At 68.4% G+C, this 13,158-nt stretch carries 11 protein-coding genes; all 11 read right to left on the reverse strand.

The features are described 5' to 3' along the window. Window position 1: 1 nt before the first annotated feature. Window positions 2-2,956 (reverse strand): bifunctional [glutamine synthetase] adenylyltransferase/[glutamine synthetase]-adenylyl-L-tyrosine phosphorylase, encoded by a 2,955-nt coding sequence (locus BGO20_RS08060; protein WP_291661329.1) that lies wholly within the window; start codon window positions 2,954-2,956, stop codon window positions 2-4. Between the two features lie 14 nt (window positions 2,957-2,970). Further along, window positions 2,971-4,473 carry a sensor histidine kinase gene (locus BGO20_RS08065; RefSeq protein ID WP_291661331.1) on the reverse strand — a complete coding sequence of 501 codons (1,503 nt, stop codon included), beginning with the start codon at window positions 4,471-4,473 and terminating at the stop codon, window positions 2,971-2,973. Next, complete coding sequence (locus BGO20_RS08070) at window positions 4,457-5,140, reverse strand: response regulator transcription factor (RefSeq protein ID WP_291661333.1); 684 nt, start codon at window positions 5,138-5,140, stop codon at window positions 4,457-4,459. The genes BGO20_RS08065 and BGO20_RS08070 overlap by 17 nt, the downstream gene beginning before the upstream one ends. A gap of 122 nt (window positions 5,141-5,262) precedes the next feature. Beyond that, a complete protein-coding gene (locus tag BGO20_RS08075; protein ID WP_465246009.1) occupies window positions 5,263-6,441 on the reverse strand; it encodes a trypsin-like peptidase domain-containing protein in 1,179 nt (392 codons plus the stop codon). 122 nt (window positions 6,442-6,563) lie between these two features. Next, on the reverse strand, window positions 6,564-7,028 hold the full coding sequence (locus BGO20_RS08080; RefSeq protein WP_291661335.1) for a cytochrome c-type biogenesis protein: 465 nt from the start codon (window positions 7,026-7,028) through the stop codon (window positions 6,564-6,566). 5 nt (window positions 7,029-7,033) lie between these two features. Beyond that, a complete protein-coding gene (locus tag BGO20_RS08085; RefSeq protein WP_291661336.1) occupies window positions 7,034-9,010 on the reverse strand; it encodes a heme lyase CcmF/NrfE family subunit in 1,977 nt (658 codons plus the stop codon). Window positions 9,011-9,017: 7 nt separating this feature from the next. Continuing rightward, window positions 9,018-9,524: a cytochrome c maturation protein CcmE gene (gene ccmE, locus BGO20_RS08090; protein ID WP_291661338.1), complete on the reverse strand. Its 507-nt coding sequence runs from the start codon at window positions 9,522-9,524 to the stop codon at window positions 9,018-9,020. Continuing rightward, window positions 9,521-10,624 (reverse strand): c-type cytochrome biogenesis protein CcmI, encoded by a 1,104-nt coding sequence (gene ccmI / locus BGO20_RS08095; RefSeq protein ID WP_291661339.1) that lies wholly within the window; start codon window positions 10,622-10,624, stop codon window positions 9,521-9,523. Before ccmI ends, ccmE begins: the two co-directional genes overlap by 4 nt. Before the next feature lie 67 nt (window positions 10,625-10,691). Then, complete coding sequence (locus BGO20_RS08100; RefSeq protein ID WP_291661340.1) at window positions 10,692-12,074, reverse strand: ATP-binding protein; 1,383 nt, start codon at window positions 12,072-12,074, stop codon at window positions 10,692-10,694. A gap of 9 nt (window positions 12,075-12,083) precedes the next feature. Further along, a complete protein-coding gene (locus BGO20_RS08105) occupies window positions 12,084-12,752 on the reverse strand; it encodes a response regulator transcription factor (protein ID WP_038361444.1) in 669 nt (222 codons plus the stop codon). A 46-nt stretch (window positions 12,753-12,798) separates the two neighbouring features. Further along, window positions 12,799-13,122 carry a PepSY domain-containing protein gene (locus BGO20_RS08110; protein WP_291661341.1) on the reverse strand — a complete coding sequence of 108 codons (324 nt, stop codon included), beginning with the start codon at window positions 13,120-13,122 and terminating at the stop codon, window positions 12,799-12,801. Window positions 13,123-13,158: the final 36 nt, after the last annotated feature.

Genomic DNA, 13,158 nt, shown 5'->3' on the forward strand with positions numbered 1-13,158 from the left:
CTCAGCCCGCCCGCGCCTGTCCGATCACGCGGGTGAAGATCGCGCGGACACCGGCGCGGACCTCGTCGAGCTCCGCCTTCAACACCTTCACATCCGGGCGGCCGACCGCCGTCGCAATCCGCTGCAGCACCCGCGCCGGCACGGCCTTGGGATCGAAAGCCTCTTCGACCGTGAAGCGCTGCCAGAGCTGAACGTCGCCGATCAGCCGATGGGCCTCGAGAAGCGCCGAGGCATCGGCCTCCGAAAGCAGCCCGGCGGCCCGCGCAGCGGCGAAGACCGAGGCAGTGTCGTTGACGATGAGCGAGGGGTGCGCGCTGGCATGAGCCAGCAGCAGGAACTGGGCCAGGAAATCCAGGTCGGTAAGGCCGCCGGCGGCGAGCTTCAGGTCCCAGGGATCCTTTTCGCCCTTTTCCCTGGCGATCAGCGCGCGCATCTCGGCGACGGCGGCGGCGACCCTCGCCGGCTCGCGCTTGCGCGACAGGATCGCGCGGATAGCGGATTCCGCCCGCCGTGCCAGCCCGGCGTCGCCCGCGACCACGCGGGCGCGGGTCAGCGCCATCTCTTCCCAGATCTCGGCATCGCCCTGGTGATACGCCTCGAAGCCGGCGAACTGCGTCGCCGCCGGGCTCTTGTTGCCCGTCGGACGCAGACGCATGTCGACCTGATAGAGCGTGCCGCGCCGCGTCGGCACCGTCAGCGCCGCGACGAGGCGCTGGGTGAAGCGGACATGCCAGGTCACGGGATCGAGGCTGCGCGCCCCGACGCTCGGCCCGGCATCCTCCGGCCGGTCGTAGAGCAGGATCAGGTCGAGATCGGATGAGGGCGTGAGTTCGCCGGCGCCGAGCCGGCCGAGGCCGAGCACCACGGTTTCGGCTCCCGCGACGACGCCGTGATCCTCGGCGAAAGACCTGCGCGTATCGGCGAAGGCGACGCGCAGGCAGGCTTCCGCCACGGCGCAGTAAGCTTGTCCTGCCCCCTGAGCGGGATAGACACCCGAAAGCAGCCGCGCTCCGACCAGGAAATTCTCCTGCCGGGCCGCATCGCGCAAACGGTCCAGACCGTCCTCGACGCTGGGCGGCGGCGAACCGACATAGTTGCGGATGCGGCGCTCGAGCGCCTCGACATCGAGGACCGCCTGCCCGAAGGCCGGGTCGATCACCCCGTCGAGCACGTGCGGATGCAGAGCCGCGACCCTTGCGAGGCGCGGCGCGCTGCCGAGGATCTCGGCGAAGAGCGTCAGCAGGGAATCGTGGGAACGCAGCAGCGTCAGCAATTCGATCGCCGCCGGCATCCGCACGAAGGCGTTGTCGAGATGGGCGAGCGCGCCGTCGGGATCGGCGGTGCGGCCGAGTGCGACCAGCAGGGCCGGGGTCAGTTCGGTCAGGACCTCGCGAGCCCGGGCGCTGGTGACCGCCGGCCGGCGGCCGAAGTGCCAGCCGCGCACCGTCTCCGCCACGGTCGTGCCGTCGCGGAAGCCAAGCTTGCCGAGCGTCTCGACGGTCTCGGGATCGGCCTCCGAGCCGGTAAAGCTCAACGTGCCGGCTTCCGAGGCGAGGCTCGGGCCTTCCTCGAAAAGCAGGGCGTAGTGGCCCTCGATGCGTTTCGCATGGGCGGTCAACGCCTTGCCGAAGGCCGCGCCGTTGGCATAGCCGCAGAAGCGGGCGAAGGCTTCGAGCTCGCCCGCCGCCTTGGGCAGGGTCTGGGTCTGCTCGTCGTCGCGCATCTGCAGGCGATGCTCGATGGTGCGCAGCCAGCGGTAGGATTCGGAGAGCTCGTCGCGCGCCTGCGGTGTGATCCAGCCTTCGTTGGTCAACTCCTTCAGCATGTCGAGCGTGCGCGGGCCGCGCAGAGCCGGGCGCCGGCCGCCGAAGACGAGCTGCTGGGTCTGGACGAAGAACTCGATCTCGCGGATGCCGCCGCGGCCGAGCTTCACGTTGTGTCCGGCCACCGCGATGGTCTCGTGGCCCTTCACCGTCTGGATCTGGCGCTTCATCGCGTGAATGTCGGCTATGGTGGCGAAATCGAAATATTTCCGCCAGATGAAGGGCGAGAGGTCGCGCAGGAAGCGCCTGCCCAGCTCGGCATCGCCGGCGATGGGGCGCGCCTTGATCATGGCGGCGCGTTCCCAGTTCTGCCCGACCGTCTCGTAATAGGAATAGGCACTGGGCAGTGCGATCGCGACATGGGTCGAGGCCGGGTCGGGCCGCAGGCGCAGGTCGACGCGGAAGACGTAGCCGTCCGGCGTGCGCTCCTGGATGATGCGGGCGATCTGCTGCGTCAGCCTGACGAAGAAGCTCGACGGCTCCCGGACGCCGGCCGCCTCCGCCGCCTCGGGATCGAAGAAGACCACGATGTCGATATCGGAGGAGTAGTTCAGCTCGCCGGCGCCGTGCTTGCCTAGCGCCAGCACGACGAGGCCCGAGCCTGGCCCGGGATCCGCGGCATCGGCGAGATTGATCCGGCCGAGATCGGCAGCCTGCCGCAGCGCATGGTCGGTGGCGAGCTTCGTCGCCATGTCCGCAGTCGCCGTCAGTGCCGCCGTCACGGCTTCGACATCCCAGACTCCGCCGATATCGGCGAGCGCGATCAGCAGCGCCATGGCACGGCGGAAGCGGCGCAGCTCACGCATCAGGTCGGAGGTCTCGCAATCGCCGGCGCCGAAAGCGGCGATGGCGGCCAGCAGCGCATCGCGCCGCATTTCCGGCGCCTCCGTCAGGCTTGCGAGCAGTCCCGCGGGGTCGAACCGCATCACCTGCGTCAGGAACGGCGAATGGGCCAGGACCCCCGCCACCAGCGCAGCCGAGCGCGGATGCGTGGCAAGATGCGCCTGCAGGGCGTGGGCGGCGACCTCGTCATGCAGGCGCTCGATCAGTTCGCGCTTCAGCAGCGCCGCGGCGCTGGCTTTCGCCGGCAGGACCGGCGCCGCCTCCAGCCTGTCACAGAGCTGCCCCGTCATTGCTGCCCACTCCCTCAGATCGAGGGAACGCCAACAGGGTTTGGCTTCGCTGTCGAGGCTTCAGTGTCCGGGGAAGGCGGCGTTTCCACAGGCTTGGGTTCGACCGCGGGCAGCGAGATGACGGCACGCAGCCCCGGCGCATTGTCCTCGAGCCGCAGCTGACCGCCATGGAGGCGCACGACTCCCGCCACCATCGAGAGCCCCAGCCCGAAGCCGGGCTTGCTGCGGCTGGCGTCGAGCCTGATGAACCGGTCGAGCACGCGGCCGCGATCGGCCTCGGGTATGCCGTCGCCATGGTCGGCGACCGAAAGCTCGATCTCGCCGTCGCGGCGCCGGGCAGCGACCGTCACCGTCGCCTCGCCGCCGTCTGCGGGCTGGCCGTATTTCAGGGCGTTGTCGACGAGATTGGCCAGCGCCTGGCCGACGAGCTCGCGGTTGCCGACGACGTGAAGATCGGGCGCGACATCGCCGACCAGCCTCAGTCCCACTTCCTCCGCGAGCGGTTCGTAGAGCTCGGCGACGCCCGAGACGATCTCCGACAGGTCGAGATCCTCCATGTTCTCGCTGATCCTGCCGGCCTCGAGCCGCGCGATCATCAGGAGCGCGTTGAAGACGCGGATGAGGTTGTCCGCCTCCTCGATCGCGCCGTCGAGGGCACCGCGCAATTCATCCTGGGAGGTTGCGCTGCGCAGCGCTTCCTCCGCCTTGTTGCGCAGGCGCGTCAGCGGCGTCTTCAGATCGTGGGCGATGTTGTCGGTGACCTGCTGCATGCCCGCCATCAACTCGCCGATGCGGTCGAGCATGGCATTGAGGTTGAGGGCGAGACGGTCGAGCTCGTCACCGGTGCCGGCAATGGCCAGCCGACCCTTGAGATCGCCTTCCATGATGCCGTGCGCCGTCTCGGTCATCCCGTCGATGCGACGCAGCACGCGGCGCGCCACGAACCAGCTCGCGAAGCAGCCCAGCACGAAAATCAGGGCAAGCGACCAGCCGATCGCCCGGCGGATGACCTTGCCGAGCCGCTCGCGTTCCTCGACATCGCGGCCGACCAGCAGGCGGAAGCCGGCGGGCAGCACGAAGACGCGAACGATCGCATGGCTCGGCGTGTCGATCGTCTCGCTGGTGCGGGCATATTCGATCTCGCTCTCGCCGGTCTTGTCGAGCGTCCCGGGCGGGATCGCCTCGACATTGCCCGCAATCCGCTCGCCGACGGGTGTCGTCACCAGATAGAGCGAGGCACCGGGCGCGCGCGAGCGGCGCTCGACGATGCTGACGAGCCGGCGGATGCCGCCCTGCCGCGCCTGCTCCGCAAGCCCCTGGATCTCGGCATCGATGGTCGAGCGGATCTGATCGCTGAGCAGGCGCTGGGCGTTCCAGGCGACGTAACCGAGCACGAAGGCGGCAAAGAGCCCGAAAATGACGAGATAGGCCGCGGTGAGCTTGAACGCGGTCGTGCGGAACAGCGTCGGCAGGAATTTCGAACGCCTGCGCCGGGGGACCTCAGTGCGCGCCGTCACGGACCATGTATCCCGCGCCGCGGATGGTATGGATCATCGGATGCTCGAAGCCCTTGTCGACCTTGGAGCGCAGGCGGCTGACATGCACGTCGATGACATTGGTCTGGGGGTCGAAATGGTAGTCCCAGACGTTCTCCAGCAGCATGGTGCGGGTCACGACCTGCCCGGCATGCTTCATGAGGTATTCGAGCAGGCGGAACTCGCGCGGCTGAAGCACGATCTCCTGCCCGTCCCGGGTGACGCGATGGGCCAGCCGGTCCAGCAGCAACCCGCCGATGCGATAGACCGTCGGTTCGGCGCTCGGCGCGCCGCGGCGACGCGCCAGCACCTCGACGCGGGCGAGCAGCTCGGAAAAGGCATAGGGCTTCGGCAGGTAGTCGTCGCCACCGGCGCGCAGGCCCTTGACGCGGTCATCGACCTGAGCGAGCGCCGAGAGGATCAGCGCCGGCGTCTCGTCCTTCTGTTCGCGCAGCGAACGGATGAGGGACAGGCCGTCCAGCCGCGGCAGCATGCGGTCGATGACCAGCACGTCGTAGCCGCCGCCCTCGGCCATGGCATAGCCCTCGAGCCCATCCGCGGCATGGTCCGCGACATGGCCGACCTCGCGTAGGGCCTTGGTCAGATAGGCCGCAGCCTCGGCATCATCTTCGACGATCAGGAGTCGCATGGCGGGAGACTAGCCCAAGACACATGAAAACGGCAGGCCGGAGCGTACGCGTCCGGCCTGCCGCCGCGACGGCGGGTCCCTTGGTTGGGGCGACAGGAATCCAAGGGGCCTGCCTGCTTCGTTCAGGCCGCGGGCTGGCGACCCACCTCGAAGGTCACGTCGCGGGAATGACCTTCGCGGTAGAGGGTGACGGAGACCTTGGAGCCCGGCGCGATGTTCGCGATCTTGCGCGACAGGTCGCGGGCATCCTTGACCTCCTGGCCGTTGACGGCGGTGATGGTGTCACCGCGCTTGATGCCGGCCTTGGCGGCCGGGCCGTCGTTCTGCGCCTCGGCGACGAGCGCGCCATGGGCATCCTTCAGGCCGATCGCATCGGCCATCTCGCTGGTGACGGGCTGGATCTGCACGCCGATGAAGCCGCGCGCCACCTTGCCGTCCTTCTTGAGCTGGTCGACGACCTGCTTGACCGTGGAGGCGGGAATCGCGAAGGCGATACCGACATTGCCGCCCGAGGGCGAGTAGATCGCGGTGTTGACGCCGACGACCTCGCCATTGCCGTTGAAGGTCGGGCCGCCCGAATTGCCGCGGTTGATCGGCGCGTCGATCTGCAGGAAGTCGTCATAGGGCCCGGAACCGATGTCGCGGCCCTGGGCCGAGACGATGCCGGCCGTGACCGTACCGCCGAGGCCGAAGGGGTTGCCGATCGCCAGCACCCAGTCACCGATGCGAGGCTTGGCGTCGGAGAGCTTCACATAGGGGAAGTCGCCGCCATCCTTGACCTTCAGCAGGGCGAGGTCGGAGCGCGGATCGGTTCCGACGACCTTGGCCTCGAGGGTCTTGCCGGAATCGGTGACGAGCTGAACGTCGACCGCATGCTCGACGACGTGGTTGTTCGTCACCACATAGCCGTCCTGGCTGATGAAGAAGCCCGAACCCTGGGCCATGCCGATCTGCGGCTTCGGCTTGCCCATGCGGCCGCCGTCCTCGCCGCCGAAATCGCGGAAGAAGCGGCGCAGCTGCGGCGGGAGATCGTCGAGATTCTGCTGGTCGGAGGCCGCTGCGACCTCCGTCTTGACGCGGACCGAGACGACCGCCGGCTTCACCTTGTCGACGAGATCGGCAAAGGAGGGCAGCTGGGTCTGGGTGCCGGAGAGCTGGATCGGCTGGGCGAAGGCCTGGTCGGTCTGCAGGAGTGCGCGATCTGCGACGCCGGCGACGAGGCCGATGCCGAGGATGGCGGTGCCGGCCAGAAGGGCGCCGCGGCGCAGGAAGGTCTTCCTCTGGGTGGATTGTGTCGTCATGGTTGGAACCTCTCGGAGCGACAGGGTTCTTCCCTGCTCGTGAGGATGACCATGAGGCCGGGCGCCTTACGCGGCTTTGGCCTGAAGATGACGATTTCGTAAGGTTGGCGGAGGGGGCGGGCTCAGTCGCGCTCCTCGCCGAGAAGCTGGTCGAGCCGCCGTCGTTCCTCCTCGGTCAGGCGCGAAACCGCCCCGGGAGCCGGCAGGCTCCGGCGCCGGCTCCAGACGAAGATCGCGCCGCCCAGGAGGATCACGAAAGGCGCCGCCCAGAGGATGGCCGTGTGGGCATTGAAGGGCGGCCGCAACAGGACGAAGTCGCCGTAGCGGGCCACGACGAAATCAACCACCGCCTGGTCGCTGTCTCCCGCCTGCAGGCGCTCGCGCACCAGAATCCGCAGATCGCGGGCCAGCGGCGCGTTGGAATCGTCGATCGACTGGTTCTGGCAGACCAGACAGCGCAGCCCGCCCGAGATCGCGCGGGCGCGATGCTCGAGGGCAGGATCCTTGAGGATCTCGTCGGGCTGGACCGCATGCGCAGCCGGCAGCGCGAGCATGAGAGCGACGAGAGCGAAGAGCAGGCGCCGCATGGGTCTCATTCCGCAGGCTGCGGCGCCGCCAACGGCGCGGCGCGGCGCGGCGCGGCCAGCCGGAAGCGCCGGTCGGTCAGCGACAGCGTTCCCCCGATGGCCATCACCAGGGCGCCAATCCAGATGAGCAGGATCAGCGGCTTGTCGTAGAGCCGGACCGCGAGGCCGTCGCCTTGAGCCTCGCCGAGGCTGACGTAGGCCTGGCTGAGCCAGTCGGTGCGGATGCCGGCCTCGGTCGTCGGCATGGAGCGGGCAGTATAGACGCGCTTCGAAGCCTCGACCGGCGCGAGCTCCCGATCACCGGCGAAGAGCTGGAAGCGCGCGACTTCGGCCCGGAAGTTCGGGCCGGTCCGCGGGACGACGGATTCGAGCACCACGGTGTAGCGCCCGGCGGTCAGGCGCTCTCCCGGCTTCAGCACCGCAATGGCCTCGCTGCTCCAGGCAGCGGCTGCGATGCCAATGATGCTGAGCCCGATGCCCGCATGCGCCAGCGCCGTACCCCAGGCCGAGCGGGGCAGGCCCCGCGCACGCGACAGCATCGCAGGCCAGCCGCTGGCACGGGCGACGATGCGCTCTCCCAGATCGAAGCCGGCTCCAAGCACCAGGAACAGCCCGAGCCCGACGCCGAGCGGGGCCAGTACCGGGCCGCCGCGCGTGAAGGCGATCAAGGCCAGAGCGGCAAGAACGGCGAGCCCGCAGGCGGCCAGGTTCCGCTGGGCTGCGCCGAGCAGATCGCCCCGTTTCCAGGCCAGCGACTGGCCGATCGGCAGGAACAGCAGCAACGGGACCACGACGGGCACGAAGGTGGCGTTGAAGAAAGGAGCCCCGACCGAGATCTTGTCGCCCGTCAGCATCTCCAGCGCCAGCGGGTAGAGCGTGCCGACGAAGACCGTGGCACAGGCCGTGGCCAGGAAGATATTGTTCACGACGAGCGCGCTCTCGCGCGAGATCGGGGCGAAGAGCCCGCCCTGGCGCAGCAGCGGCGCACGCCAGGCGAAGAGTGCGAGCGACCCGCCGACGAAGAAGACCAGGATCAGCAGAATGAAGAGGCCGCGCGCCGGATCGCTGGCGAAGGAGTGGACCGAGGTCAGTACGCCCGAGCGGACGACGAAGGTGCCGAGCAGCGACAGCGAAAATGTCAGGATCGCAAGCAGGATGGTCCAGACCTTCAACGCGTCGCGCTTCTCCATCACCACCAGCGAATGGATCAGGGCCGTGCCGGCGAGCCAGGGCATGAACGAGGCATTCTCCACCGGATCCCAGAACCACCAGCCGCCCCAGCCGAGCTCGTAATAGGCCCAGTAGGAGCCCATCGCGATGCCGAGCGTCAGGAAGGTCCAGGCCAGCAATGTCCACGGCCTGACGGCGCGGGCCCACATCGCGTCGATGCGGCCGTCGATCAGGGCCGCGACCGCGAAGGCATAGGTCATCGAGAAGCCGACATAGCCGACATAGAGCAGCGGCGGATGGATCGCGAGCCCGAGATCCTGCAGGATCGGGTTGAGGTCCTGCCCTTCGGCCGGCGCCGGCGAGAGCCGCCGGAAGGGATTCGAGGTCAGCAGGGTGAAGGCGAGGAAGGCGACGGCGACGAGCCCCTGGGTCGCCAGCGCTCCCGCCCGCAGGCGCGGCGGCAGCGAACGGCGCGATAGCGCCACGAGCGCGCCGAACAGGGTCAGGATGAACACCCAGAGCAGCAGCGAGCCTTCGTGATTGCCCCAAACCGAGGTGAATTTGTAGATCAGCGGTTGGGCCGAATGCGAATTCTCGAAGACGTTGGCGACCGAGAAATCGGAACGGACATACGAGGCGACGAGGCAGGCGAAGGCGAGCGCGACCAGCGCGAAGCTGATCAGCGCCGCGCTGGCACCGACCGAAGCCAGCGCCCGGTCCTGTCGTGACAGCCCCCACAGGGGCACCAGCGCCTGGATGACCGAAACGCCGAGCGCCAGCGCCAGCGCATAATGTCCGATCTCGACGATCATGCCGCGCTCACGGCCTGGCCGGCGCAGCCGCGCCGGTTTCGCCCTGCCAGTGCCCCTGCTTCTTCAGCGTGTCGGCAACTTCGCGCGGCATGTAGGTCTCGTCATGCTTGGCGAGCACGGAATCGGCCCTGAAGCGCCCCGCGCCCTCGAACACGCCTTCCGTCACCACGCCCTGCCCTTCCCTGAACAGGTCGGGAAGCAACCCGTCATAGCTGACCTTCACGGCTGTCTTGCCGTCGGTCACCGCGAAGGCGACGCGGTGACCGGGGCCACGCTGCACCGACCCTGCCTCGACCAAGCCGCCGAGACGCATGCGCGTGCCTGGGGCCACGCCCTTCTCGGCGATTTCCGTCGGCCCGTAGAAGAACACGATCGTATCGCGCATGGCGAAGAGCACGAGCCCGGCCGCGAGAGCGAGAACGGTCCCGGCCGCCGCGATGATCGCAAGCCTGCGCTGCTTGCGCGAGACGCGGCGCTTGGCAGGCTGCAGCGGGGTGGTCTGGGCAGCCGTCATGGCGTGGCCTCCTTCAGGCCCAGTTCTTGGGCCAGGGCGCCGATCGCCGCAACTGCGGCAGCGTCCTGCGCCAATCGCTCGCGTGCGGTCTTCACCGCCTGCAGGGCTTGCGCCTTCTGGCCGAGCACCGAGCGGGCACGGATCAGGCGCGACCATTCGGCCAGCGTTCCCCCGCCGGCGTCGAGCCGTTCCGCGAGGCCGTCCACCATGCCGCGGATCGCCTCCTCACGCGCGCCGTCGGGCAGCGCTGCGATGGCGTCCCGGCCGGCTGCCGATTCCATGCGTGCGAGCCGGTCCCGCACCGCCGCGGTCCAGGCTGCGTCCGGCGGCGAGCCGGCCAGCAGGTTCTTCAGAGACGCCACCGCGCCCGGCTCATCGCCATCCTGCTCCTGCGCCAAGGCCAGATAATAGCGGGCTCGCGGGTTGCCCGGGTCGAGTTTCGTCGCCTCGGAAAAGGCCTCGCGCGCGGAAGCCGTTACCACGCCATCGGCCGCGAGCGTGCGCGCCTCGCCGAGGCCCGCAAGCAGTTCCGGATCAGGCTTGCCGTATCGCAGCGCAGAGGCGAACGCGTTGGCGGCGTCGTCGTAACGGCCTTGCCTCAGGTAGATCGGCGCGATCAGCGACCATCCCTTCGTATCGGTCGGGTGCGCCGCGAGATGAGCTTCCATGCGCGCGAAGACGACGGCGAAATCCTGCTGGGGGCCTGCCTTGGCCAGACGCGCCGCCAGCGGCTGGTCCGGCGTATCCGGAGAGCCGTAGGTGCCGTAGACCAACAGCGCCAGAATCGGCACCAGCGACAGCATCAGGGCCGAGCTGGCGCGGCGGCGGCGCAGGGAGGGCTCGGTCTCGCCCGGCGGCGAGACCTCGTCCCCCGCGGCGCGCAACAGACGACGGCCCGCCTCGGCGCGCGCCGCATCGGCCTCCTCGGTGGCGAGCAGACCGCGCGCCATATCCCGGTCGATCTCGCCAAGTTGCGAACGGTAGAGGCTCCTGGCATCGGCCGTATCCGCGAAACCCGGAGCCGAGACGCGGCTCAACGGCCAGAGCAAGGCGAAAATCGCCGCCCCCGTCATCACCGCAAAGACCGCCCAAATCATCATCGCATGTTCTTAATCAATCGGCCGCGCCGCTTCATGGTGACAAAGGGTCACGCGGCTGCTCGCCCGTCTAGACCGAGGGAAGGGCGAGCCGAGCCCGCAAGCCACCCAGCGGCGAGCGATACAACGTCAGCTCGCCGCCATAAAGCTTCGCGAGATCGACCACGATCGACAAGCCGAGACCGGAGCCCGGCGTCGTTTCGTCGAGCCTGCGCCCGCGTTTCAGCACCTCGGCCATCGCTTCCTCGGGCAGGCCGGGGCCGTCGTCGTCGATGAGAAGGGCCAGTTGCTGTCCGGGATTGCCCGTCCCCGGCTCAAGCGACACCTCGACGATGGAATCGGCCCATTTGAAGGCGTTGTCGAGCAGATTGCCCAGCATCTCCTCGAGATCCTGCCGCTCACCGCGGAAGCGCAGGCGCTTCGGCACGGTGTGGCTGCCTCGGATGCCCCGATCCTGCGATATCTTCATGAAGGTGCGCAGCAGCGCGTCGAGCGAGGGCGCAGCCTCGGTCACCCCGCCGAGCGCTCCCGAGAGCGCGGCCGCGCGAGCCCTGTCCAGATAGTACTGGACCTGATCGCGCATCACGGCGCTCTGCTCTTTGACCGTCTGCGACAAATGCGCCTCGTCGCCTCCGCCCTCCGCCTCGTTCATCATGACGCTGAGCGGGGTCTTGAGCGCATGGGCGAGGTTGCCGACCTGCGTGCGGGCACGTTCCAGAATTTCCCGGTTCGCGTCGATGAGCTGGTTGAGTTCGTCGGCGAGGGGTTCAAGGTCCGGTGGATAGCGACCGGCGATACGTTGCGATTCGCCCGTTCGAACCGTCCCGACGGCAGCCCTCAGCCGGACGAGCGGCCGCAGGCCGAAGCGGACCTGAACCAGGGTCGACGCGACGAGGACGAGTCCGAGCAAGAGGAAGGTCATCGTCAGGGCGAAGCGGAAATCCTGGATGTCGCCCTCGATCTCGTCGGCAGGCGCGGCGACCGCCACTGCGAAGCGGCCATCTTCCCCGACATCGATCTCGCGCTCGAGAATCCGCAGCAGGCGATCGTCAGGCCCCGAAACATAGCTCTCGCGCAAGCCGCGACTGTTGGGCGCGATCGCCTGGTCGAGAAGCCTGGGCAATTGCCCGCCGACGAGCGAGCGGGACGCGCGCACGCTCGGCCGATCTCCGTCGAGCCGGGTGATCTGCCAATACCAGCCGGTCAGCGGCAGGTCGAAGCGCGGCTCGCCGAGATCGCCGATCGTCTGCCGCTCGGTCTCCGGCGGCGCCGCCAGATCGGCCACGAGCTGCTTGATGTAGACGGAAAGCCGCTCGTCGAAGCCGCGCTCTGCGGAGCGACGGTAGAAGGTGGTGAGACCGAGCCCCGCCAGCACGAGGATCAGGATGCAGCAGAACGCCGCCGAAAGGAACAGCCGCGCACCCAGCGAAAAACGGTGGGATCGGAACGGCATGTCCTGCGATCAGACCTTTTCGGGAGCGGCAGCGATGTAGCCGAGTCCCCGCACGGTCTCGATGATTTCCACGCCGAGCTTCTTGCGCAGCCGGCCGACGAAAACCTCGATCGTGTTGGAATCGCGGTCGAAATCCTGATCGTAGAGATGCTCGACCAGCTCGGTGCGCGACACCACCCTGCCCTGATGATGCATCAGATAGGAGAGCAACCGATATTCGTGCGAGGTCAGCTTGACCGGGTTGCCGTCGACCACGACGCGGCTGGCCCGCGTATCGAGACGAACCGGACCGCAGACTAGTTCCGAGGTCGCATGGCCGGCGGCGCGGCGAAGCAGGGCGCGGACGCGCGCCAGCAATTCCTCGACGTGGAAGGGCTTCACGACATAATCGTCCGCGCCGGCATCGAAGCCCCCCACCTTGTCGCTCCAGCGGTCGCGGGCCGTGAGGATCAGCACCGGCATCGTCTTGCCGGCCCGGCGCCAGCCTTGCAGCACGGCGACGCCATCCACCTTCGGCAGACCGAGGTCGAGGATCACAGCGTCATATGGCTCGGTCTCACCGAGATAGAGCCCTTCCTCGCCGTCAAACGCCTTGTCGACGGCATAGCCCGCGTTCTCGAGTGCCGTCACGATCTGGCGGTTGAGGTCCTTGTCGTCCTCGACGACGAGCAGTCTCACGGTATGTTCGCTCCGGATCTGGGATGGAAACGCATCGAATCCGGCATCACCGGATGGCAGCGACCTTGCCGGATTGCCCTTCCAGTGTCACGCGTGCGACCTTGCCGTCGCGCTTCAAAGTGGTCACCACATAGACGAACTCGGCGCCTTGCCGGCAGAGCCGGATGCGGACGACCTCCCCGGGCGCGGCATGGCGGGCATGGCGCGAGGCCTCGACCGGCTGGATCACCAGCCCCTCGGCAACGGCAGTGCGTGTCTCGTCCGACGAAAGACACGACATCGGCGCCGGATCGTCTACGCGCACGATCGGCGCCGGCGACGACGCCAGGAGCGCGAAGGCGAGAATGGGTTCGACCGGCATCATCGTCACGGATTAGCCCCGCACGCGTGAATGCGCCATGAACAT

The organism is Allobosea sp. 67-29 (assembly GCF_001898115.1).
GTDB lineage: Bacteria > Pseudomonadota > Alphaproteobacteria > Rhizobiales > Beijerinckiaceae > Allobosea.